Source organism: Pseudoalteromonas sp. SK18, assembly GCF_001974855.1.
Lineage (GTDB): Bacteria > Pseudomonadota > Gammaproteobacteria > Enterobacterales > Alteromonadaceae > Pseudoalteromonas.
In genome coordinates this window covers 38,486-63,310 of record NZ_MTQB01000010.1, presented here as the reverse complement: position 1 = coordinate 63,310, position 24,825 = coordinate 38,486, and the positions used below count along the sequence as shown (strand labels likewise).

The window sequence follows — 24,825 nt, the reverse complement described above, 5'->3', positions numbered from 1 at the left end:
CTTTAATTTTTAATTTATGGAGTCCGTATGTTTCAAGTGAGCACCCCTCAAAGTAGTGAAGACTGGCAAGCCTATTATCAATTACGCTGGCAAGTTTTACGTGCACCATGGGGCGAGCCTCGTGGCTCTGAGCAAGATGATTTAGAGCAAGAAGCTGAACATCGCTTTATTAAAAATAAAGCGGGTGAAGTATTGGGTGTAGCGCGTTTGCACTTTAATAACCAGCAACAAGCTCAAGTACGTTATATGGCGGTTGCAGAAGGTAACCGCAATCAACATATTGGTAGCCGCTTGTTACATGAACTCGAAAAAATAGCGTGGAATCAAGATGCTGATGAGTTGGTGCTGTTTGCTCGCGAACGTGCTCTGGAATTTTATCAGCGCCATGGCTACGAAAATAAAGAAAAAGCGCATTTAGCCTATGGTGATGTTCAGCATTATAAAATGGTTAAGCTTAAGCCGAGTGAACCAGGTTGGTTTCGTCACCCTAATTGGACTCAAGTACTGCAAAATACATGGCGTGAATCAATCCCTATTAGTGATGCAATGGGGATAAAAGTAGAAAGCTACACTGATTGGCAATTTACTACTCGGGCAGATTTAAATGCTAACTTAAACTTACACAACACCATGTTTGCGGGCTCTATTTATAGCCTAGCTACATTAACGGGTTGGGGTGCAACGTATTTAGCATTAAAAGAAGCCGGACTTGAGGGCAATATAGTGTTAGCCGATGCTAATATTAAATATTTAAAACCACTGAATACCGACCCTAAAGGCTGTGTTGATATTCAAACCTGTAAAGGTAACTTAATGGAGTTACAAGAGGCGGGTAAGGCGAGCTATTTAGTACCAGTAACCATTTTTGATGGTGACCAAGTAGTTGCCCAGTTTGAAGGGCAGTTTGTGGTTAAAAAGTGATAAAATAAACGAAAAAGCCAAGCGAGTTGCTTGGCTTTTTTTATAAGCATTTTTTACAGCAAGTCAGTTAGTAATATACCGACACCAAAGCGTTCAATATCGGCGTTATAGTCTATTAAACTCTCACCATAGCCATTAAAGTACTGCGCATAGCCGCGTACTCTTCCCCATAGAGGGAATGACCAATCAAGCTGAATTGCCCCGCGGTTATCTGAATTTAAATTATTACGAGTCATAAAACTAAATTCATGATCGTGAAAGCGATACGCGCCACCAAATTCAAAGTAACCCATGTATTTATAGATATCAGGGTTATCGTCACCTCGTGCATCTAACGGCGCGGGCTTTTTGTTTTCAGGAATGCGATACCAAGGTTTAAAGCTAAATACAAAGCCGTCTTTTTCCCAAATGAAATCGGCATAAATGCGATTCCAAGAACGCGAGTTTGGCTGACTACGACCATTAGATTGGTGCGAAATACCAATGGCTATTGCCATTTCATCGCCCCATAAAACGTTTTCAGGGTCTAAGTAATTAATCCAAAATACTTCTGGTTCGTAATTTGTCTCACGAAAAGGGGAGGAAATATCGTCGTTATATACTTGCCAGTATGACTGCAGCGTAAAGCCAAAAAATATGGCTTGGTCTGAGTCGGCAAACTCATCATACAAAGGTACTTTAATTGATAACTGATATTTAGCTTCTAGGTTATCGAGAGGGTCACCATCTTTTTTATCAGTTAATTCTGCAAATCCATCAAACGGGCGAGTGTTTGGGTTCGACATATAAGAAACCGGTAAAATATAATTACGTTTATGCGGTGTAATTACATTACGATTTTTTTTACCAACCGCTTCACGGGCTTGGCGTTTGTCGATAGCCGTTAGCTGCTTGTTTTCCTCAACGGCAGAGCATTTTTCGCGTAATTGATCGAGAGTTTGTTTACCGTCTCCACCTATCACTTCATTTAAAATACATTGCTTAACCAGCTCAAGTTCATTGTTTTGCTCGTTTTTTGCTGTTTCTTCAGCAATAACAGCAGTGCTTAGTAATGTTGAGAGTAGTATCCAGTGGCGCCAACTCATTATAATTCCTTTGTAAGTGAGGGAAGTAATAGATTTGTGGTAATTATAACGCCTTTTTAACACATATACGGTGAACTTGTCCTGAACTTTAATATGGCAAAAAAGAAAAGCGACCTAGGTCGCTTTTACTGAATAACTAGCTAATAACGCGCTAGTTAGACTCTCACGCAATGAGAAGGGGTGAGCTATAGCTCAAAGACGTTTGTAAAAAACTTATAAAGCTCAGTACCTTGGTTCACACTGGCTGAGGCAAAGTGCAATATCGCAATCGCATCAAGATCAAAGCTTAATGTTTGCAGTGGTTGCTCGCTTAAGTAGCGTTCCATTCGCAGTATTTTTGCTATCGGTTCGCCCGCTTTAATGTGACCACCAAGCGGTGCTAGGTATTCAACCATGCCACCCATAGGCGCATAGTAAGCAATATAATCATTTAGTTGGCAGCCATATCTTGTCATCACTTTTGGCTTGTAGGGCGCATCAGCAAATACCTGTTTGTGATTAAGGTAACTTAAAATACTTTGAGCATCGTCAAGTGCCGCGCTTAAATCTATTTTCTCTTGGCTGCCAAGCTCTACCGTAAAGGCTTCAACTTGCACGTTAAATTCACGGCCTTGCTGAGCAAGTTGCTCGCTAAGTTGCCACCATGGACAAAAACTGGCTTCATCCATTGCGCCATCAAAGTCATTAGGGATCACTAGCACATGGGGAATATTAAAGTAACGCGCACTTTCAGTGGCATATTCAGGGCAATATAAGTGCTGACTAGAAATAGGGCCGGTGTGTAAATCTAAAACAATATCAGCTTGATGCGCTAGTCTTTGTAAGTTTAGCGCTATGCGTTTACCCGTTGTTAAACGATAGTCTGGGCCATTAAGTTGTTGCTCAACGTCACTAATTAGCGCTGCTTTAAACGCTGTTTTTAGAATCTGATCATCGGCATCGCAATACTGCTTTGCAAAATGTGATGCAAGCTGATTATTACAGTGATACATACGATTCCAATTTGTGCCGGTAATAGGATCGAATCGGCCAAGCGTAAATTCGCCTGACTTTTGATTACAGCCAATGGGGTTAGCGTAGGGAACTAAGGTAATATCACCTTTTAAATTAAGGTTTTTTAGCTGTTCAAGTAGCTGATAAATAACCGCGTTACCTTGCACTTCGGCGCCATGCATATTAGCTTGTATATACACACTTGGGCCTGTGCCATCGCCTTTTAAACGATACACAGGAATAGTCAGTGGTAGGCCATTTGCCACTTCACCAACTACAATGTTTTCTTGGCTTATAGCTGTGGTGTTATTCATCTTTTTTACCTCAAGTAGTGGCTTGCATCTTCTGCTTGGCGAATACAGTTGATTTCGCCATGGTGTATAACATATTCACCGGCCAGTTCATGACATAAAAAGTACGGCATGCTTTCGGTAAAACCATACGCACCGCATTGACTAAACACCAGCCAGTCATGTTCATTTAAATCGCCCGGCAATTGGTGCTCCCCTAAGCAATCCAGCGCGGTACATAATGGCCCATATAGGCTCATTGCTTGGTTTACTGCGTTTGAATCTCGTAATAAACGCGCAGGGAAATCTTGGCTGGTGACCGCTGGGCGCAATAAATGATTAATACCGCCACTCATAATCACCTGTTGTTGGTCGTAGTTTAATTTGCGCTCAACCACAGGTGTGGCGTAGTGGCCGCATTCGCCGACAGCATAGCGACCTAGTTCCATCCACAGCTCTTTAACACCCGCATCGCGTTTAATCTTTGCAAGGGCTGCTATTAATGCATCCCAGCTTAAAGTCGGATCATTAAGGGTGTAAGGAATACCTAAACCGCCACCTAAATCTAGAATATTAAGGTTAATACTTAAATGCTCAGCAAGTTGCCTTAACGGTGTAATCATTTGCGACCACAGATCGGCAAGTTTGTCGCTGCTGAGCATGTTACCCCACTGAAAAATATGTAGGCCATCAAAGCTCAGTGCTGTGTAGTCATTAGTATTTAGCGATTGCCATTCATCGCAGCCAAGCCCAAATGGGGTGAGGCTGTCGCCACCTAGTGGGTTTTTATCACCCTCGGGCCAGCGTAATTGAACACGCAGCAAAACCTGTAACTGACACTGCTGGGCAATCGCTTGTTCGTTTAACCAACGCACCTGATTAAGACTTTCTGCCACAAAGGTGCGTACGCCACGTGCAATAAAGTGCTTAATTTGTTTAGGGCTTTTAGCAGGGCCCGTGTTGAGCACGCGCTCGCTGTTAATTCCTTGGGCAAGTACTTGCTCAAGCTCGCCTTTACTGGCGACATCAAAGTTAAAACCAGCGCTATCTAAGCGTTGGATCACGCTAGATAACGGGTTCGCTTTAACTGCATACCAAAGTTTTACCTCGGTTTGTGCCACTAAACGCGTTAAATGTGTGTTCAATGAATCAAGATCATAAACAAAAAAGGGCGTATCAAGTTGGCTTGCTAGCTTATCAATAGCGCTTTTAACGGACGTGCTCAAAAAGGTCATTAACGTAAAACCTCTTCAAGCAATAATGACGCGTCACTTTGCTCGTCACGGTATTTAACAATTAAGGCACACGACATACTTAAGCCTTGAGCACGCGCCCAGTCGTTTGACGCAGGGCGAGAACCCGGGATCACAATCGCGTATTCAGGGATTGCTTCGCCTTTATCAAGCTGGCGCTCATTAACGCAGTCAAAAACAGGAATGGTTGCAGATAAGCGAACACCCGGGGCAAGTACCGCGCCTTTTTTAACCACCACGCCTTCAACAATCACACAGCCTGCACCGATGAATGCATCGTCTTCTATGACCACAGGGCTGGCGCCAATAGGCTCAAGTACCCCGCCTAATTGTACCGCAGCGCTCAAATGAACATTTTTACCCACTTGCGCACATGAGCCAACCAATGCGTGGCTATCTACCATAGTGCCCTCGTCAATGAAGGCGCCAATATTTACGTACGCAGGTGGCATAATAATAGTGCCTTTGGCAACATGTGCACCACGGCGCACACTTGAACCACCTGGCACCATGCGAACGCCAGCTGTGGCTTCAAAGCTTTGCGGCGCTAGATTATGTTTATCAACAAAGCCACCAGGAAACTCCATGTTAGTGCCGTTTTTAAATGCCTCTAAAATGCCTTGCTTTACTTCTACGTTAGCGTGCCATTGGCCGTTTTCGTCTTGTGTTGCTGCGCGAACTGCGCCCGTTTCTAAATTATTTAATAGTTCTAACCAGCTCATTATAAAAACCTGTATTTAATGCCAAGATAAAATGGTGTTGTTTGCCGATGAAATGTCATCTGTGTGTGTCAGCTCAAGGTGAGTTAAAGGTGGACGTAAATGCGGACTGCTAATACGCCCTTGTAAATGCATTAACACTTTGACTGGGATAGGGTTTGCTACTGAAAATAAGCTATTGATAGCGCTAGACCACTGGACAAAAAGATTAGAGTGTTGGCCACTTAAACTGCGCTTTACAAACTCATGGGTTTGCACTGGCCATGCATTGGCTGCCACCGACACTAAACCTTTTGCGCCTGCTTGGGCAAAATAAGGCATGAGGGCATCGTCACCACTAAAAATGGCTAATTCAGGCGCTGCTTGTCGATAGGCTTCAAATTGAGAAATACAGCCACTGGCTTCTTTGAGTGCCCATAAATTTTTATGTTGTTTGAGGTTTTCAATGGTTGCAATGGGAATGCTAACCGCACTACGTCCTGGTACGTTATAAAGCATACAAGGATGAGAACTGGCATTGAGCAGGCTTTCAAACCAATGCGTTTGCCCCACTGCACCGGGTTTGGCGTACAAAGGCGAGCCAAGTAAAAAACCATGAATAGGCAGTTGGTTGCAGTAGTTAACCCATTCAAGCTGCTGCTTTAAGTTACTACCACCGACTGCGACCATAAGCGGGACGCTCGGCTCTAATTGGCAGACATGCTCTACGATGGCTTGCTGCTCTTTTAGGGTCAGGGCTAATCCTTCGCCAGTGCTACCAAGTAATAAAATGCCGTTGTTAGCGGCTTCTTGTTCGGCCACCAAGGTGTCTAAGGTTGCGTAATCAACTAGGCCATTTTGATCAAATGGGGTGATCAGCGCAGTCCATAAATGGAAATTGTTAATATTGAAGTTGTTGATCATCTCTCACGAACTTATAGGGCATTCGTCGAGTTATTGGCGGGTATTTAGGGTGCCTGACTCTTTGAATGTATTTATAATTCGAAGAGCGAATGGGCTTAAATAATAGGGCGCACGGCCTTATTATACTAAGACCAGAAGCTCTCCACCAAATATGTTATTGGTGACAGTCGCTAGGATTCAACCTAGTCGCCCGAAGTAACCTTTCACAAAAAAGTGTTACCTCTCGGCGTTAATTCCCCTCACGTATGCTCAATGGAGTTTGCGCTCCTAACATACGCTACCTGAATAACGCACCTCTTCCAGCCCTTTGCACTTGCTATTGAAAAATCAATCAGCAAATACAATGTAATAGGGTAAGTGTGGCGATTAAACCACTTTAGCCGTCTAGGTGTCAAGTGACTAAATACAGATAGATTCATCCCAATTGACAGTTATTACGTATTGGCTGCTTTTCTCGTACACTAGCCTCATAGCAGAAGTAAGGTATTAAGCAGATGGAAAAATTTAGCGATATTTATAAGCGTGCAGTAGAGCGAAAGGGCTCTGAAAAAATGCTTAAATTATTACTCGCAAAACCTTTATCAACAAAGCAACTCGTCACATTAAGTGATGATGATTGGCTAGAAGAATTTACGCGCAAGGTTTTTCAAAGTGGTTTTTATTGGTCGGTGATCAACAGTAAATGGGCCGGATTTAGAGAGGTTTTTTGGGATTTCAGTGTTGAAAAACTATTGATGATGCCACCAGACATGTTAGAGCAAAAAGCCAGTGATGAGCGGATTGTACGCAATTATAAAAAAGTAAAAACCATTACTGAAAATGCGTATATGATCCACGAGGTTGCAGCGCAACACGGCAGCTTTAGTCAGTTTATTGCTAACTGGCCAAGTGAGGATATTATTGGCTTGTGGGCCTATTTAAAAAAGCATGGTGCGAGGCTTGGTGGTAATACCGGTCCTTATGCGTTGCGTGCCTTAGGAAAAGATACTTTTTTACTTTCAAGGGACGTAGAGAGCTATTTGCGTGCCCATAAAATTATAGACGGTGGCTTACAAACTAAAAAGTCACTGATTGCAGCGCAGGCATTCTTCAATGAGCTACACCAGCAAAGCGGCTTAAGTATGCAAGAGCTAAGCTTAATTGTCGCTTATGGTGTCGGCGACAACCGTGTAGGTATAAGCCAACAACAACAGGATTAAACATGAAATTAGTGCCAAGGTATACCGACATTGGTGAGGGGTTTGCAATTAGCGATCATCCAGCCAAGGTGGCAGCGCCACAATTATTGTTATGGAATGAGCCCTTAGCCGAACAATTTAATATACAAGTGAATGCCGATTCCCGGGCAAGTGTATTCAGCGGTAATGAGCCCCAAGCTGTTTCTGCAGTTGCACTTGGGTATTCGGGGCATCAGTTTGGTCACTTTTCTCCGCGCTTAGGAGACGGGCGAGCGCATTTACTTGGCGCGATTAGTGATGATAAAAACCAGCTTTGGGATGTGCAGTTAAAAGGCGCTGGCGCTACGCCATTTTCGCGTGGTGGTGATGGGCGCTGTGCATTAGGTCCCGCCATTCGCGAGTACGTAATGAGCGAAGCAATGTACGCGCTTGGTATTCCAACTACGCGTTGTTTAGCCGTGGTTGGTAGTGGCGAAACCGTTTATCGTAACCCGCCTCAACCTGGCGCTATTGTAACGCGACTCGCGAGTAGTCATATTCGAGTGGGTTCGTTTCAATATTTAGCCACCCAAGGCGATGTTACCAGTTTAAAAAACTTAGCCGATTTAGCCATTCAAAGACATTACCCTGAAATTAACAGCACTGGCGCCCAGCGTTACTTGGATTTTTTAGCTGCGGTGATTAGTCGTCAGGTTAACTTAGTCATAAGCTGGATGAGGGTGGGATTTATTCATGGTGTCATGAATACCGACAACACCTTAATTAGTGGTGAAACCATAGATTACGGCCCATGTGCCATGATGAACCAGTTTGATTTTGATACCGTGTTTAGCTCTATTGATAAGCAAGGACGTTACGCATTTGGCAATCAGCCAAACATGGCGAGTTGGAACTGCGCTCGCTTAGCAGAGAGTTTAATGGCACTAATAAGTGACGATGATGAGCAAGCTGTAGCAATGCTGACACCTATCATTGCAGACTTTTCGACCCAATTTAATCAACAATTTAGCACTATGTGGGTACAAAAGTTAGGACTAAAAGCATCATCTTATGAGCAACACAATGAGCTGGTGGGGGAGTTACTTGGATTACTTAAAGAGCACCAGCTAGATTACACCAATACCTTTGATGCACTCACTGAATCGTTAAATGGTCAGAGTAAAATACCGCTAGCACTTGGTGAGTGGGTAAAGCAGTGGCAGGCACACACAGATGAGCATAGCTATCAGGTGATGCGACAAGCCAACCCAAGTGTTATTCCACGTAATCATATTATTGAAGAGATTATTTCTCAGTACATAACACAGGGTGAAAGTGAGATGCTTACACGATTTTTTGATGTGTTAGCAACCCCTTATGCGAGCCATGGGCAAGCCAGTGAGTTTAAAGAAGCTCCGAAAGATGATAAGAATTACCGTACTTTTTGTGGTACTTAAGCATGGTTTTGTGTGTTTAGGAATGAACATAAAAGGTCATTTTTTACCCTGGCGATGTTCATTCATAGAGCAAACTATGAACGGGTGATACCATAATACCCACAAAGGCCAGTGATCGTATGGGGTTTAAAGCGATTGTTTGCTATTTGGACTAGTATTGGTTGATCAACACTTTTATAGGCTAGTTTAATTATCCTGAGATATTAAAAATATATTCTACGTTAAGTATTGATTAACAAAGGCTAAGCTATTGTATAGATAAGTTAGAAGAGCTAGCAATGTTTAGCTACATTTTTTAGTTGTTAAAATGGGAAGAAAACAATGAAATTAAAATCACTTACAATTGCCATTGCGTTAGCTGCAACTAGCGCATCTACTTTTGCTGCCGAGCAAGAAGGTTTTTACATCGGCGCATTTGGCGACTACTACGATGCTTCATGGAAAAACATGCGTGAGCAAGCTGGCCTTGACGTGAATGAGTCAACAGGTTGGGGTGCTGAATTAGGTTACCGCTTTAATGATTACTGGAGCGCGCGTTTAGAGTACGCAGATCTAGACTTCAATGCTCATGACAAAGTACTTAACAATCGCAACGATATTGACGGCGAACGTTACGGTATCGATGCGCTTTACCACTTTGGTGGCGGTCCTTTTTACGGTTTATTCGGTCTGAAAGATATTGATGTTGTTGATGACAACACGTTTGTAAACGCAGGTGTAGGTTACCGACACTTTGTTACAGACAACTTCTTTGTAAATGCTGAAACCAGCGTTTACCAAGGTTTAGACAAAGGCTACACAGATGTTGGCGCAAAATTAGGTATTAACTACTTCTTTGGCCAAAAATCAGCGCCAGTAGCAGTGGTTGAGCCAGCACCTGAGCCAGAAATTGTTCCAGTACCAGTAACATCTGTAGACACTGACAAAGACAGTATTCCAGATATTGATGATAAATGTGCTAACACACCGATGACAGATGCGGTTGATAGCGATGGCTGTACACTTTATGAAGATACTGAAGTAACAGTAAGCTTGTTAGTGACATTCCCTAACAATGATTCATCTGTATCTAATCAATACTTAAATGATATTGATGCAGTGGCTTCTTTCTTGAACGATCACCCTGATACAACAGTATTACTTGAAGGTCACACTTCAGAAGTAGGTAAAGCATCTTACAACAAGTGGTTATCTAAAAAACGTGCTGATGCAGTAGCTAAAAAGCTAATTGCTGATGGTATTGCAGAAGATCGCATTACAACAGCTGGTTTAGGTGAAGAGCGTCTTAAAAATCCAGCAAATACGGCAGAAGCTCACGCTGAAAACCGTCGCGTTGAAGCAAAAGTAAAATCTATTAAACGTGTAAAAGTACTACGTTAATAGTTTTATAATTGAGTAAAAACCCAGCTTAGGCTGGGTTTTTTTATGCCAGTAATAGGTATTCATAAAAGTTTATTTTACTTAACCTACTATTCATATTATTAATAATGGATATAACTAGTTGCCCAGGTGGATGGATTTTAATCTATACATAAAAGCTTTATAATTGAGCGTTAGAATACTATAAGTATTGGGTTATAGTGTATTTTGTAAACACTACCGAATACTTTCACGTCACCAAGAGGGCAATACTGTGCTACAAGAATATCGTAAACACGTAGAAGAACGTGCCGCGTTAGGTATCGTACCAGCGCCATTAGATGCTCAGCAAACGGCTGATCTTATTGAGCTAATTAAAACTCCACCGGCAGGCGAAGAAGAATTCGTCCTAGAACTACTAATCAACCGTGTACCACCGGGTGTTGATGATGCAGCCTATATTAAAGCTGGGTTTTTAGCGGCAGTTGCAAAAGGTGAAGCAGTCTCTCCACTTCTCTCTAAAGAAAAAGCAGCTGAATTGCTTGGTACTATGCTTGGTGGATACAATATCGCGCCAATGGTTGACCTACTTGATGACGAAGCGTTAGCGCCAATCGTAGTTAAGGGCCTCGCAAACACTTTATTAATGTTTGATGCGTTTTACGATGTAGAAGAAAAAGCAAAAGCAGGTAATACATACGCCAAACAAATTATTGAGTCTTGGGCTGCCGCAGAATGGTTTACTAATAAGCCAGCTGTTGCTGAAAAAATCTCGGTTACTGTATTTAAAGTCACTGGTGAGACAAACACTGATGACTTATCACCCGCTCCAGATGCATGGTCACGCCCTGATATCCCACTTCACGCACTAGCGATGCTTAAAACAGAACGTGATGGTATTAACCCTGATAAAAACGGTGAAGTAGGTCCTGTCACTCAACTTGAAGAATTAAAAACTAAAGGGTTACCACTTGCTTACGTAGGTGATGTTGTTGGTACCGGGTCTTCACGTAAATCTGCTACTAACTCCGTGCTTTGGTTTATGGGTGCTGACATCCCATTTGTCCCAAATAAGCGCGTAGGTGGTGTCTGTTTAGGTAACAAGATTGCGCCTATCTTTTTCAATACAATGGAAGACTCGGGTGCATTACCAATCGAATTAAATGTTGATGAATTCAACATGGGTGATCAAATAGATATTTACCCTTATGAAGGTGTTGTTAAGCGCCACGGTACTGATGACGTGATCTCTACGTTTGCACTTAAATCAGAGGTCATTCTTGATGAGGTTCGTGCTGGTGGTCGTATTCCACTGATCATTGGTCGCGGCCTTACAGACAAAGCACGTACGTCTCTAGGTTTAGGTGCAACTGACGTATTTAAAGTACCCGCTGTAACTGAAGTATCAGATAAAGGCTTTACACTTGCGCAAAAAATGGTGGGTAAAGCATGTAACGTTGCCGGTATTCGTCCAGGCCAATATTGTGAACCTAAAATGACCACGGTTGGCTCGCAAGATACTACCGGTCCTATGACACGTGATGAGCTTAAAGATTTAGCCTGTTTAGGTTTCTCTGCAGATTTAACCATGCAGTCTTTTTGTCATACATCGGCTTACCCTAAACCAATTGACGTAAACACGCATCATACACTTCCTGATTTTATTATGAACCGTGGCGGTGTATCGCTTCGTCCAGGTGATGGTGTAATTCACTCATGGTTGAACCGTATGTTATTGCCAGACACCGTAGGTACCGGTGGTGATTCGCATACGCGTTTCCCATTAGGTATTTCATTTCCTGCGGGTTCGGGTGCGGTCGCATTTGCAGCAGCAACGGGTGTTATGCCACTTGATATGCCTGAATCGATTTTGGTTCGCTTTAAAGGTGAAATGCAACCAGGTATTACGTTACGTGACCTCGTTCATGCCATCCCTTACTACGGTATTAAAGAAGGCCTATTAACAGTTGAGAAGAAAGGCAAAATCAACGAATTCTCTGGCCGTATTCTAGAAATTGAAGGGGTTGAGCACTTAACCGTTGAGCAAGCATTTGAATTATCTGATGCATCAGCAGAGCGTTCAGCCGCTGGTTGTACTGTTAAGCTTTCTAAAGAGTCGATCAGCGAATACCTTGAGTCTAACATTGTTATGCTTAAGTGGATGATTTCTGAGGGTTACGGTGATGTACGTACGATTGAACGTCGTATTACTGCAATGCAAGAATGGTTAGCTAATCCAGAACTAATGGAAGCGGACAAAGATGCAGAGTACAAGCATGTGCTTGAAATCGACTTAGCCGAGATTAAAGAGCCAGTACTGTGTGCGCCAAATGACCCAGATGATGCGCGTTTACTATCTGACGTTACAGGCGAGAGAATCGATGAAGTATTCATCGGTTCTTGTATGACTAACATTGGTCACTTCCGTGCAGCGGGTAAATTACTCGATGGTTTTACAGGTCGTATCCCAACACAGCTTTGGGTTGCACCACCAACGAAAATGGACAAAGACCAACTTACAGACGAGGGTTACTACGGTATCTTTGGTCGTGTTGGAGCACGTATTGAAACGCCAGGGTGTTCATTGTGTATGGGTAACCAAGCACGTGTTGCAGATAAAGCAACGGTTGTGTCTACTTCCACACGTAACTTCCCTAACCGTTTAGGCACAGGCGCAAACGTATTCTTAGCTTCAGCAGAGCTGGCAGCAGTGGCGGCAATTTTAGGTAAATTACCTACACCTGCTGAGTACCAAGAATATGCAGCGAAAATCAATGCAACGGCAGCAGATACTTACCGTTACTTGAACTTCCACCGTATGCCTCAGTACACTAAAAAAGCAGACAACGTAATTATTCAACAAGCTGTATAATTTATAGAGTTTGTTTAAAAACCCGCTTCGGCGGGTTTTTTATTAGCTAAATTAAATATTAGATAGATAATGCTAAATTTATTCGATGATTGTATTAACTTGCGCTAAATGCCGTTATTATTATTGTTAATAAAGCAAAAAATCCTCTCTATATGCATTAAAATCCCTGCCAATATTATCATTATTATAAGCAGGATTTTATGACCGCATTAAACAACCAGAATTTACTGCAACTTCGTTTTATTAACCAAGCCAACATTGATTTGGTTAAGCCTTCTTTTGATAACTTACCTGCAAACCCATATGCAGATGGTGCGTTTCGTAAACGCCGTTATTCAGTGGTTAAACTACAAAATGGTGAGCTTAATCTTCAAGCGACTAAAGCGTTTGTGCAAGACGATTCAATTAATACCTTTCAAGGTAATGTTGAACGTACTTACGAAAATTTAGAGCAAAGCTTGCTTGAGTCTGAGGGTATGAAAAGTATTGTTAGCGAATTTTGTGCGATTACCGGTATTGATGCAGATCGTGATATCGAAATTCACCAATTTAGAATGCTTGCCATTGATAGCGATACGCCAGCTGCCCCAGAAGGTGTGCATCAAGATGGGTTTGACCATGTATGCGTATGTGGTGTTTCTCATGAAAATTTAGAAGGTGGTGAGCTATTGGTTTATGAAAACCAACAAGCAGAACCGTGTTTTAAAATGGAAATAAAAGACGGCATGTTTGCACTAATTAATGACCGTCAGGTATGGCATAACGCCACGCCAATGAACAAAATTGATGCTAACAAACCAGGTTACCTGGATTGTTTTGTACTAACTGCTTAAGAGAAATAAAATGAATTTAATGCAATTGCGCGCGCAATTTCCCGCTTTAATGCAAACGGTTGATGGCAAGTCACCGGTATTTTTAGATGGGCCAGGTGGCTCACAAGTACCCCAGCCGGTACTGAGTGCCATGACCGCTTATTTAGGGCATTACAATTCAAACTTGGGCGGTGCGTTTTTCTCAAGTGACAAAACGGTTGAGCTGATGGCTAATGCGCGTCAAGCGGCGGCTGATTTGTTAAATGCGCCGAGTGCACAAAATATTGTGTTTGGTCCGAACATGACCAGCCTAACATTTAGCTTTAGTCGCGCGATTTCACGCGACTGGCAAGCTGGCGATGAAATTATTGTGACCAATGCAGATCATTTTTCAAATGTATCGTCTTGGCAGCAAGCCGCTGAGGATAAAGGCGCAGTGGTTAACACAGCGCTTATTAACGAAGCCGATTGCAGTTTAGATATGGCGCATTTTGAAAGCCTATTAAACAGTAATACTAAATTAGTTGCCGTTACTTATGCCTCAAATACCACAGGCTCTATTAACGATATTAAACGTATTATAGAGCTTGCTCACAATGTCGGTGCATTGGTGTATGTTGATGCTGTGCATTATGCCCCTCATGAACTAATCGATGTGCAAGCGTTAGATTGTGACTTTTTAGCGTGTTCTGCATATAAGTTTTTTGGTCCGCACTTAGGCATGGTTTATGGCAAAACAGATCACTTAGAAGGGTTTACACCTTATAAAGTAGAACCAGCAAAAGATGTTGCTCCAGGCCGCTGGGAAACCGGCACACAAAGTTTTGAAGCACTAGCGGGCTTTATTGCAGCGGTTGATTACATTGCGGCCATTAGCGAGCTTAATGACAGTCACTCACGCCGAGAAAAACTGCGTGTTGCGTTTGAAAAAACGAAGCAACACGAGATGGCGCTTAGTGAATACTTTTTAACACGCCTGGTTAATTACCCACGTATTAAATTGTTTGGTATTGATGACTTAGCACGCTTAAGTGAGCGTACCCCTACGTTTGCACTAACCTTTGAAGGGTTAGAGCCTCGCCAAGTGTCTGAATTTTTGGGCAAACAACATGTATGTGTATGGGATGGTAATTTTTACGCCCAAGGTTTATGCAAACAACTTGGTGTGCTTGATAAGGGCGGCGTAGTACGCATTGGTTGCATGCATTACAACACCCTAGAAGAAATGGACACGCTATTTAACTTGTTTGATGAGCTGATTTGAAGCTGTCAGCTATAAGCCGTCAGCTTTCAGTTTAATGCAAACCTGCACTTTAATTATTGTTTATTAAAGTGCAAATACTTGACAGTAGTCAGCAGTTAGTTAATTTTTGACCGCTGACCGCTGACCGCTGACCGCTGACCGCTGACCGCTGACCGCTGACCGCTGACCGCTGACCGCTGACCGCTGACCGCTTTAGCTTTGCGGCGTTCCATAAATTTGCTCTGCTCGATTAAACAAAACCCATGAGGTTAAAATATACTTATCGTTTGATACTGGCTTATTGCCTCTATGTGTATGCGTGAAATACCCTGGGGCAACCACCATGGAGCCTTTTTTAGGGGCTATTTTTTTATTTTGATAATAAAACTCGGTTTCTCCGCCTTCCTCAACATCATTTAAATAAAACATAAATAACAACACCCTATGCAACGCTTCGTTATGCTGTAACTGCGGATACACCTCACTATGCCAATACGGATAGCCCCCTTTATTGACCTCATATTTTTGTGCTTGAATATTACCGAGCCTAAAAATTTGCTGCACCAGTAAAGGAAGTTGTGGTTTACCTACTTCGTCATAATTGGCATGAGTCAAATCTACCGGCTGACCTGTTTTTGGGTGATACACTTTTAAACCAAATGCCCCAATCATCATAAAAATATGTTCTTCAATGTATTTAAAAACATACTGTGCAGTGGTTTGTTGAATATGTTTTAATTGTTCTGCGTATTCAGGATGATTGTTTAAGTGTAGGTCGTGGCTATCTTTTTTATTAAGATCAACGCCGCCCGATGTCATCCCTTGTTTAATATGCGGGCTTTGAGAAAAGGTGGTGATAAAGTTATCACAAAAGTCACTGCTGAGCGCGTTGTCATACACGCGGATAAAGTCCGTCATGAGTTACCTGTTTAATTATTATGGATTATTATGTTTACTGAAAAAGTGATGCCGCGCTTTAGCGAAACGGATGCACTCGGACACATCAACAATACCGTACTCCCTGTTTGGTTTGAAGCCGCCCGAGTACCTATTTTTAAATTTTTTACCCCTGATCTTAATCCTCACAACTGGAAGTTAATTATTGCTAAGGTTGAAGTGTCGTTTGTCGGCGAGCTATTTTATGCTCATGAGGTGACAATTAACACCAGCATAGAGCAGATTGGTAATAGCTCATTTGTGATCCGCCAAGAAGCCTGGCAGCAAGATAAGTGTTGCGCTATTGGTAAAACGGTCATGGTACGTTATGACTTTGCCAGCAAAACAAAGCAAATGCTTTCGGCTGATGAAAAAGCTGCATTAACACAGCACCTTGTTGCAACGAGTTAATCGCAGCTTAGCTGTGGCAAGCAGGGTGTAAGGGCCTGTTGACCTTTCAAGGTTAAATTTACAGCAGTCTTTTTGGTATTTAGGCAAGGCAGAGCTTATGTAGTGTGGTTATTCCCCATAAATAGGCGATAACGTAGCATCAATGCCAAATAGGCGCTGCCCAAAGGGTTCTGCCTAGGGTCTATTGACTCTTTGTTGCTCGGTTTTTACTTAGCCCACTAGGTCACAAACCTCGCGCCGCGATTAAATAGCCCCTAGTTTGAATAAATTTTAATCCGCAAGATCAACAGGCCCTAGTCAAATATTGCCCCAAGGCAATGACTTGTTTTTCAGTAAAGCGCAGCCCAAGCTTTGTTCTTCGCCAAAGTATATCTGCGCTGCTTTTTGCCCATTCATGGTTTACTAAGTAATCAACTTCTTGTGCATATAAGCCATGGCCAAAGTGATAACCTAAATCGCCGATTGCTTGGCTTTTACCCAATAATTGATAACTAAGCGTGCCATAGCTGCGAGCCATTCTTTTTAAGGTGTCGGTTGGCAGCCAAGGATAGCTGCTTTCTAACTGAGCGATAAGGTATGCTTGGTTACTAAAGTCGCCGCCTGGTAAAGGGGGGTTTTTCGTCCACGAGCCACTCATCTTTGGGTAAAAAGGCGCTAACTTATTGACGGCATTTTCTGCAAGCTTTCTATAAGTGGTAATTTTGCCACCAAACACACTTAATAATGGAGCATGATCAGCCTCATTATTTAATATCAGTTTGTAATCGCGGGTGACCGCTTGGGCATCTGTTGATTTGTCATCTAACAGCGGGCGCACGCCACTGAACGTGTGCACAATATCTGCTTCGCTTATTGGCTTTTTAAAGTAATGATTAGTAATACTGATCAGGTACTCGATTTCTTGCTCACTAATTTTTACATCAGTAATATCGCCGATGTACTCTTCATCCGTGGTGCCAATCAGTGAGTAATCTTGCTCATAAGGAATCACAAATACAATACGGTTATCTTCATTTTGTAAAATATAGGCAACTGGCTGGCTATGAATTCGAGGCACCACAATATGACTGCCTTTCACAAGACGAACAGTATGTGGTGTGGGCAGGGTAAATACATCTTCAAATAATGATGCTACCCAAGGGCCTGCAGCATTTACAACACTTTTAGCCTTAATGTTTAGGTGTTGTTTGCTGGCTTGTTGCTCTAAAATCACATCCCAATAGTCTGCGTTACGGATGGCTTTAATACAGCGCGTGCGTGTTGCAATGGTGGCACCCAAATTATGCGCTGCTTGTGCGTTTAAAATCACTAAACGTGCGTCATCAACCCAGCCGTCTGCATATTCAAAGCCTTGGGTAATGCTACTGTTAAGAACGCTATCGCTGTTAAACTCAATCGCCTTTGAAGCAGGTAAAGTATTACGCTTGGTTAGGTGGTCGTAAATAAATAACCCCAGACGAATCATCCATGGCGATCGTAAATGTGTTTGATGCGGCAGTCGAAAAGACAGTGGCCACATAATATGCGGTGCTTTTTTTAACAGTACTTCACGCTCACGCAAGGCCTCTCTTACCAATCTAAATTGATAATTCTCTAAATAGCGAAGCCCGCCATGAATAAGTTTGCTGCTATTAGAGGAGGTGGCAGAGGCTAAATCGTTCTGCTCACATAAGAGTACTTTTAAGCCACGACCACTGGCATCGGCAGCAATGCCAGCGCCGTTAATGCCGCCGCCAATAATGAGTAAGTCATATTCGTTATCGTGTACGCTCATAGATTCTTAGTCACTCTCGTCGTCAGTGCTATTAGAAAGTCTAACTTGTGCAATGCAATGTAGCCACTTTGCATATAAATCGTTGCGCTCTTCACTGCTCATGGTGGGTTCAAAGCGACGATCGCTTTTCCACATGCTGGCAAGCTGCGCCGTTGATTTATAAACCCCAGTTTGTAGGCCTGCTAAGTAGGCAACCCCCAATGAAGTGGTTTCAGTTAAGGTTGGGCGCTCAACACTGGCACCTAAAATGTTAGCTAAAAATGCCATGGCCCAATTATTGTTTGCCATGCCGCCATCAACTCTTAAAATACTAGGACGAAGCCCGTCACCCTCCATAGCTTTTTGTAAATCTTTGGTTTGATAACCCACTGACTGTAAGGCGGCTGCCACAATGGTGCTAATGCCTGAGTCTCGGGTTAGGCCTAAAATAGCACCTCTTGCATTTGCATCCCAATAGGGCGCACCTAAGCCGGTAAACGAGGGGACTAAAAACACCCCATGATCTAAAGGAACATCTTTGACAAGCGCTTCACTTTCTCCCGCATTTTCTAATAACTTTAAGCCTTCTACTATCCATTGCATGGTGGCACCTGCCATAAAAATGCTGCCTTCAATTGCATAGGTTGGTTTGCCGTTGAGCCGATATGCAAGAGTGGTTAATAAACGGTTATTTGACTTAAGCGCTTTTTCACCAGTGTTAAGCATTAAAAAGCAGCCCGTACCGTAGGTACTTTTTGCCATACCTTCTTCAAAACAGGCTTGACCAATTAAAGCGGCTTGCTGATCGCCAGCAATACCACAAATAGGAACTTCACCACCGAACAACTCGCTGCTTGTCATTCCAAAATCAGCCGCTGAGTCCATTACCTCAGGTAACATAGTCAGTGGAATATCAAATAAAGCCATCAACTCTTCATCCCAGCATTGCTGATGAATATTAAACAGTAAAGTTCGTGAGGCATTGGTGGCATCGGTTTTATGAGCTTTCCCGTTAGTGAGTTGCCATAGTAGGTAACTATCAACAGTGCCAAAGGCCAGTTCGCCTGCGTGTGCTTGCTCTTTGGCGCCGGTGACGTTATCTAAAATCCAATGGATTTTGGTTGCAGAAAAGTAAGGGTCGAGTACTAAACCGGTTTTATCATTCACCATTTGTGTATGCCCAGCATGACGTAAACTATCGCAATATTCACTGGTGCGTCGATCTTGCCACACAATCGCGTTATAAATAGGTTGCCCAGTTTTTTTATTCCACACTAAAGTGGTCTCTCGCTGATTAGCAATGCCGATGGCAATTATATCGGCGGCAGTCACTCGTTGCTGCGCTAAGAGGTTTTTAACGCTGGTTAATACAGTTTGCCAAATATCTACAGGATCGTGTTCAACCCAACCATTTTTTACAAAATGCTGAGGAAAGGTTTGTTGAGCGCTCCCTAGCACCTGTGCATCTTGGGTATATAAAATAGCCCGAGAGCTTGTTGTTCCTTGATCAATCGAGAGTAAGTATTTAGCCATAAAAAATAACGTTGTTTAATTTAGATAAAGATAGCTTGTCTTTAAGCTAAGTAAATAGCAATGCTTTTGCACCATGATGGTTAAAGTTATGATTAGCATAGGGTAGGAAAGGGGAAATGAAAATTTAATTTTGGCGCCTATTACTTAATAGACGCCAAGTAATAGCAATTAATTAGCAGCCGTTAATTGTTGATGTAACCAATCTTTCAATATCATTCTGTCATGCTTTAGCTGCTGCATAGCGTCGTCATCGATAGGTGAATCTTGTAGCTCAAGTACCCGAATTTCTTTATCGATTTCATTATATTGTTTTGCTTTGGTTGCAAAGTTTTCATCATTTGCATTGAGTTTTGCAATAGTTTGCGTGTAATCAGGAAAGTCTTTAGTTAATGAATGGTCTTCGCCTAACATAGGTTACTCCTTGCTTATACGTATTTAATACTCTGTTGAATAATGCAGGTCACTTTATTTATAGATAGTCTGTGACTGCCCAATTACTCATACAATAGAGCTTGGGCTGATTTAAAATAAATCAACCATTGCTGATTGTAAGTCGGCTATTTGTATTTGCTGGGCTGCAAAACACTGACACCTGCAAAGCCTTCAGTTAGAATATGCCTGCAATTCCTAATTACTTTGAGTACTCTATTACATGCTTTTAATGATCGATAACTACGATTCGTTTACCTACAATTTGGTACAGTATTTTCAACGATTAGATCAAGAAGTGTTGGTAAAACGTAACGACCAAATAACATTGAGCGAAATTAAACAGTTAAACCCCGATCACATTGTTATTTCTCCAGGCCCTAAAAGCCCTAGTGAGGCTGGGGTTTCGTTATCTGTGGTGGAGCAATTTAAAGGAACTTATCCTATATTAGGTATTTGCCTAGGGCATCAAACGATTGCTCAGGTACTCGGCGGGAAAGTAGTGCGAGCTAAACAGGTGATGCATGGCAAAACATCGCCAATATATCATCAGCATCAAGGTATGTTTAAAGGTTTACCTAACCCGCTGACAGTGTGCCGCTACCATTCTTTAATTGTGGAAGCACACTCATTGCCTAAAGCGCTAGAAGTCACAGCGTGGACGCAAAGCAACACTGGGCAGCGTGATGAAATTATGGGATTATTACATAACGAGCTCGCACTCGAAGGCGTGCAATTTCATCCTGAAGCAATTTTGACAGAGCAAGGCTTAGCTTTACTTGATAACTTTTTAACACGCTTCTAGGCTTATACCTGCAAGCTATTTACTTTTTCCCTAAGATAGAGCTTATGACCGACACATTGCAGCAACAGCGTATTGTTAACGTGCTACATCAACGAGCGCATGATTTGCTACTGGGTCATAGTTTTGCCAACCAGCAAATAGGCTTTATTCATACCTTAGATCTCAATGATGGTAAACCGGTTAAAAATCGTACCTTATTAGAAGTTGAAGTGGCTGCGCAGCAAAAGCGTCAACAAAAAAGCACTTCACATCAAAAGTTGCAGGCAAAAACCAGTCAAAAATTACATACGGTTATTGAGACCGTGATGGCCAAGCGCCTTGAAGACATAGATTCTGTTATCAAAGACACTATTGGCATAGATGACAATGTGCCCGCAATACTTGATATTCTTGCAACTCGTGCGGCATCGGTCGGTCGTTTAGAGCCGCTAATTAACGATTTAAACTGGCTTGGACGAGAGCTGGTTACCTTAGTTAATTTACCTTTTTATCGTAAGCAACGCAGTAAAGGCACCTCAGTCAAAGTAGATACCCCAGCATTGGCATTACGTTATTTAGGCTTAGACAACCTGCAACTGGTAGTGCCTACTTTTGCAGTGCGCCATTGGATGCCAAACAGTACCGCACCATTTCCGCTATTAAAGCGCAGGTTAAAAGACAATACTATGTCATGTGCTATTGCGGCACAAACTCTAGCGCAGCTTAATGGGTTAAATCCCATGCATGCATTTACCTTAGGCATGTTATTAAATGTGGGGCAAATTGCCTTAGTGCGCTTATACTTAAAAGTGTTTGAGCAAGTATGGCAACGCAAAATACAGCGTGCTCGTGAAGAAGGTGACAAAAACCTACACACTGCGTTGTTGGAGTTAAAACCTGACCCGCTATTTTTAACGACATTGCTGAATGAAAAATCACTGCTTGTTAGCGCCAAGGTGATTGAAACCATGTCATTTAAATACTTACCCTTTAACACTGTTATGCAGCAGTTAGTGAATGGGACAGAAAAAGGTGATAGCTTATTGCCATTATCGCAAGTAATTTTAAAAGCTCGCTGCTACTCTCAGTACTTAAATTTAAAAGAGCACCAGCTTATTGAAGACGATGAATTACAAAGCTGGTTTAGCTATTATAAGTTTACAAAAAAAGAGTTAGAGACCTTACAAACAGCTAATTTTACTAATTTGGCACTTCAAATCGATTAAATCTGTTAATTTTTTTGCGACTATTCATTCACTTTAATTCTACTTATTCATGTGCAGTTGGTTTATAAGCGCTATGCTTTTTTCGTTGTAGAGGCGCTGACTAAGGTAAATGCACATCATTATTAGCTCTCAAATAGTTATTCACTATCTATGAAATAATATCTTAAGCCCTTTATTTTAAAGGGGTACATGAAAGTTTTTGAAGAGACATAACCCTAAATTTCTGAAATAATGAGCGCCTGAAAATTGAACCACAACGTAGTTTCAGGCAAATACATAGCTATTATTTTTTGCCGACACATTTGGTTATTAACAATAATCACACCCCTATTCTACTGCTTTGTGATGCACACAATTAAGAGGAAATAAAATGACAGTCAATCGCGAATTATTTGATCACGTAATGGTTCCTAACTACGCACCTTCAAGCGTAATTCCAGTTCGAGGCGAAGGTTCTCGTGTATGGGATCAACAAGGACGAGAGTTTATCGACTTTGCTGGTGGTATTGCCGTTAACTGTCTTGGCCATTGCCATCCTGCATTAGTAGGTGCATTAAAAGAGCAAGGCGAAAAAATTTGGCATTTATCAAATGTAATGACCAACGAGCCAGCATTGCGTCTAGCTAAAAAAATGGTTGATGCGACCTTTGCAGAAAAAGTTTACTTTGCAAACTCAGGCGCAGAAGCAAACGAAGCGGCACTTAAATTAGCACGTCGTTTTGCGCTTGATAAATTTGGCGCAGAAAAATCGCAAATTATTGCTTTTAACAAAGGTTTTCACGGTCGTACCTTCTTCACGGTTACTGTAGGCGGTCAAGCAGCTTACTCTGACGGTTTTGGTCCTAAGCCTGGTGATATTGTTCATTGTGACTACAATGATCTTGCCGCATTTGAAGCACTGATCAGTGACAATACCTGTGCAGTAATGATGGAGCCAATTCAAGGTGAAGGCGGTATTATCTCGCCAACTGACGAATTTGCACAAGGCGTTCGTGATTTATGTACTAAGCACAATGCACTGCTTATTTTTGATGAAGTGCAATCAGGTGTTGGTCGTACAGGTGAGCTTTACGCATACCAAGGTTTAAACGTAGTTCCTGACATTTTAACCTCAGCAAAAGCACTCGGTGGTGGTTTCCCAATTGGCGCCATGCTAACAACCACTGAAATTGCACAGCACCTTAAAGTAGGTACTCATGGTTCTACTTACGGCGGTAACCCACTAGCTTGTGCTGTTGCAGAAGCCGCATTTGATACTGTGAATAATCCAGAAGTATTAGCGGGCGTTAAAGCAAAAGCGGCGTTATTTACCGAGCTACTTAATGCGATCAACGAAAAGTACCACGTATTTAGTGAAATTCGTGGCCAAGGTTTATTAATCGGTGCCGTAGTAAATGAGCAGTACAAAGGACGCGCTAAAGAGTTTTTAGTTGCGGGTACTGAGCATGGCTTAATGTCACTTGTGGCAGGTGCTGATGTGGTTCGTTTTACTCCATCTTTGGTAATACCAGAAGCTGATATTCGCGAAGGTATGGCACGCTTTGAAAAAGCAGTAGCCCACGTTGTAAATGCGTAATCGCTAATTTAACTTCTCTAAGGGCAAACATTGTTTGCCCTTGCAGTTCCTATTTACCGTTATATATAAGGGAGTAAGCGGATTCATGATGATCCTTCGCCCAATCCAAAAAAGTGATTATGCAGCTTTAGTAACCATCGCCGACGAGTCGGGACATGGCTTTACTTCTTTACCTAATAACGAAGAGTTATTACAAAAGAAGATTGCACATTCTGTTAATTCATTTACAAAAACCACGTCACAACCCGGTGATGAAGGGTACTTATTTGTACTTGAAGACACTGAAACTGGCGAAGTAGTTGGTACTTCAGGTATTGAAGCGGCAGTTGGCTTAGATGACGCATTTTATCATTACCATTTGAGTAAAGTGATTCACTCTTCGCGCACGCTAGATGTATATAAAGCGGTAGATATTCTCACCCTTTGTAACGACTACACTGGGGCTACAGAGCTGTGTACACTGTTTTTAAAAGATGGTTATCGTAAAAACTGTAACGGTAAGCTGCTTTCAAAAGCACGCTTTATGTTTATAAAACAACATCAGCAACGCTTTGCACAAACCGTTATCGCAGAAATGCGTGGCGTATCTGACGAAAACGGCAGTAGCCCATTTTGGCAATGGCTTGAAGAACACTTTTTCTCAATGGATTTCCCAACGGCAGATTATCTGACGGGAATCGGGCAAAAAGTGTTTATTGCTGAGTTAATGCCTAAATACCCAATTTACGTCAATTTATTGAGTAAAGAAGCGCAAGCGGTTATTGGTCAAGTACACGATAATACGCGCCCAGCTATTCAGTTATTAAAAAGCGAAGGCTTTACCTTTAATGGTTACGTTGACATTTTTGATGCGGGTCCAACCGTTGAAGCAAAAGTAGATAACATTGCCACCATTCGTAATGCACAAAACTTTAGTGTTGAAATTGGCGAGATGACAGGCGATACCATGGTATTACTAGCCAATGATAAGCTTGAAGACTTTAGAGCAACCGTAGCGCCAATGGCATTTGATTCGCGTTCTAATAGCCTGGTGCTTACGCAAGAACTTGCTGATGCATTACATTTAAAATCGGGCGATTTTGTTACTGCTACCCCAGTTTAATTTAGGAGAAA

General features: G+C 42.2%; 21 protein-coding genes and 1 riboswitch. Of the genes, 12 read left to right on the top strand and 9 right to left on the bottom strand.

The features are described from left to right. The first annotated feature begins 27 nt into the window (after positions 1-27). The gene (locus BW139_RS09400; RefSeq protein ID WP_008108405.1) at positions 28-921 is read left to right on the top strand and encodes a bifunctional GNAT family N-acetyltransferase/hotdog fold thioesterase; all 894 of its coding nucleotides are present in this window, start codon (positions 28-30) and stop codon (positions 919-921) included. Positions 922-974: 53 nt separating this feature from the next. Here BW139_RS09400 and BW139_RS09395 read toward each other — a convergent pair whose 3' ends face one another. The 5 genes from BW139_RS09395 to dapA form a co-directional block, all read right to left on the bottom strand. Continuing rightward, on the bottom strand, positions 975-2,006 hold the full coding sequence (locus BW139_RS09395) for a phospholipase A (RefSeq protein ID WP_008468777.1): 1,032 nt from the start codon (positions 2,004-2,006) through the stop codon (positions 975-977). 185 nt (positions 2,007-2,191) lie between these two features. Continuing rightward, complete coding sequence (locus BW139_RS09390) at positions 2,192-3,313, bottom strand: succinylglutamate desuccinylase/aspartoacylase family protein (RefSeq protein ID WP_008108408.1); 1,122 nt, start codon at positions 3,311-3,313, stop codon at positions 2,192-2,194. Positions 3,314-3,318: 5 nt separating this feature from the next. Next, a complete protein-coding gene (locus tag BW139_RS09385) occupies positions 3,319-4,524 on the bottom strand; it encodes a PLP-dependent decarboxylase (protein WP_076919463.1) in 1,206 nt (401 codons plus the stop codon). Then, entirely contained in the window at positions 4,524-5,264 is a 741-nt protein-coding gene (locus BW139_RS09380; RefSeq protein ID WP_008468782.1) for a 2,3,4,5-tetrahydropyridine-2,6-dicarboxylate N-succinyltransferase, read from the bottom strand. Before BW139_RS09380 ends, BW139_RS09385 begins: the two co-directional genes overlap by 1 nt. Positions 5,265-5,279: 15 nt before the next feature. Further along, the gene (dapA, locus tag BW139_RS09375) at positions 5,280-6,164 is read right to left on the bottom strand and encodes a 4-hydroxy-tetrahydrodipicolinate synthase (protein ID WP_076919462.1); all 885 of its coding nucleotides are present in this window, start codon (positions 6,162-6,164) and stop codon (positions 5,280-5,282) included. A 127-nt stretch (positions 6,165-6,291) separates the two neighbouring features. Next, positions 6,292-6,471: riboswitch (Lysine riboswitch) on the bottom strand. A gap of 187 nt (positions 6,472-6,658) precedes the next feature. Here dapA and BW139_RS09370 point away from each other — a divergent pair. The 6 genes from BW139_RS09370 to BW139_RS09345 all read left to right on the top strand — a co-directional run bounded on the left by BW139_RS09370 (position 6,659) and on the right by BW139_RS09345 (position 15,085). Then, complete coding sequence (locus tag BW139_RS09370) at positions 6,659-7,363, top strand: DNA-3-methyladenine glycosylase I (protein WP_076919461.1); 705 nt, start codon at positions 6,659-6,661, stop codon at positions 7,361-7,363. Between the two features lie 2 nt (positions 7,364-7,365). Continuing rightward, a complete protein-coding gene (locus BW139_RS09365; RefSeq protein ID WP_076919460.1) occupies positions 7,366-8,778 on the top strand; it encodes a YdiU family protein in 1,413 nt (470 codons plus the stop codon). A gap of 321 nt (positions 8,779-9,099) precedes the next feature. After that, on the top strand, positions 9,100-10,158 hold the full coding sequence (locus tag BW139_RS09360) for an OmpA family protein (protein WP_076919459.1): 1,059 nt from the start codon (positions 9,100-9,102) through the stop codon (positions 10,156-10,158). 253 nt (positions 10,159-10,411) lie between these two features. Then, entirely contained in the window at positions 10,412-13,009 is a 2,598-nt protein-coding gene (acnB, locus tag BW139_RS09355) for a bifunctional aconitate hydratase 2/2-methylisocitrate dehydratase (protein ID WP_076919458.1), read from the top strand. Between the two features lie 200 nt (positions 13,010-13,209). Further along, a complete protein-coding gene (locus BW139_RS09350; protein WP_076919457.1) occupies positions 13,210-13,842 on the top strand; it encodes a 2OG-Fe dioxygenase family protein in 633 nt (210 codons plus the stop codon). A 10-nt stretch (positions 13,843-13,852) separates the two neighbouring features. Next, positions 13,853-15,085, top strand: coding sequence for a cysteine desulfurase-like protein (locus BW139_RS09345; protein WP_076919456.1), 1,233 nt, complete (start codon positions 13,853-13,855; stop codon positions 15,083-15,085). Positions 15,086-15,277: 192 nt separating this feature from the next. Here the strand turns inward: BW139_RS09345 and BW139_RS09340 are convergent, their stop codons facing one another. Next, on the bottom strand, positions 15,278-15,982 hold the full coding sequence (locus tag BW139_RS09340) for a 2OG-Fe(II) oxygenase (protein WP_076919455.1): 705 nt from the start codon (positions 15,980-15,982) through the stop codon (positions 15,278-15,280). Positions 15,983-16,012: 30 nt separating this feature from the next. On the opposite strand from BW139_RS09340, the gene BW139_RS09335 reads away from it, so the two are divergent. After that, the gene (locus BW139_RS09335; RefSeq protein WP_008108428.1) at positions 16,013-16,411 is read left to right on the top strand and encodes a thioesterase family protein; all 399 of its coding nucleotides are present in this window, start codon (positions 16,013-16,015) and stop codon (positions 16,409-16,411) included. A gap of 283 nt (positions 16,412-16,694) precedes the next feature. Here the strand turns inward: BW139_RS09335 and glpD are convergent, their stop codons facing one another. The 3 genes from glpD to BW139_RS09320 form a co-directional block, all read right to left on the bottom strand. Continuing rightward, a complete protein-coding gene (glpD, locus tag BW139_RS09330; RefSeq protein WP_076919454.1) occupies positions 16,695-18,185 on the bottom strand; it encodes a glycerol-3-phosphate dehydrogenase in 1,491 nt (496 codons plus the stop codon). Between the two features lie 6 nt (positions 18,186-18,191). Then, positions 18,192-19,697 carry a glycerol kinase GlpK gene (gene glpK / locus BW139_RS09325; protein ID WP_076919453.1) on the bottom strand — a complete coding sequence of 502 codons (1,506 nt, stop codon included), beginning with the start codon at positions 19,695-19,697 and terminating at the stop codon, positions 18,192-18,194. 168 nt (positions 19,698-19,865) lie between these two features. Next, on the bottom strand, positions 19,866-20,108 hold the full coding sequence (locus tag BW139_RS09320; protein ID WP_076919452.1) for a YdcH family protein: 243 nt from the start codon (positions 20,106-20,108) through the stop codon (positions 19,866-19,868). A 241-nt stretch (positions 20,109-20,349) separates the two neighbouring features. On the opposite strand from BW139_RS09320, the gene BW139_RS09315 reads away from it, so the two are divergent. The 4 genes from BW139_RS09315 to astA all read left to right on the top strand — a co-directional run bounded on the left by BW139_RS09315 (position 20,350) and on the right by astA (position 24,814). Continuing rightward, the gene (locus BW139_RS09315; protein ID WP_076919451.1) at positions 20,350-20,931 is read left to right on the top strand and encodes an aminodeoxychorismate/anthranilate synthase component II; all 582 of its coding nucleotides are present in this window, start codon (positions 20,350-20,352) and stop codon (positions 20,929-20,931) included. Between the two features lie 44 nt (positions 20,932-20,975). After that, entirely contained in the window at positions 20,976-22,136 is a 1,161-nt protein-coding gene (locus BW139_RS09310; RefSeq protein WP_076919450.1) for an HDOD domain-containing protein, read from the top strand. A gap of 370 nt (positions 22,137-22,506) precedes the next feature. Continuing rightward, on the top strand, positions 22,507-23,712 hold the full coding sequence (locus tag BW139_RS09305; protein WP_008108435.1) for an aspartate aminotransferase family protein: 1,206 nt from the start codon (positions 22,507-22,509) through the stop codon (positions 23,710-23,712). Positions 23,713-23,797: 85 nt separating this feature from the next. Further along, entirely contained in the window at positions 23,798-24,814 is a 1,017-nt protein-coding gene (gene astA, locus BW139_RS09300; protein WP_008108436.1) for an arginine N-succinyltransferase, read from the top strand. Positions 24,815-24,825 lie beyond the last annotated feature (11 nt).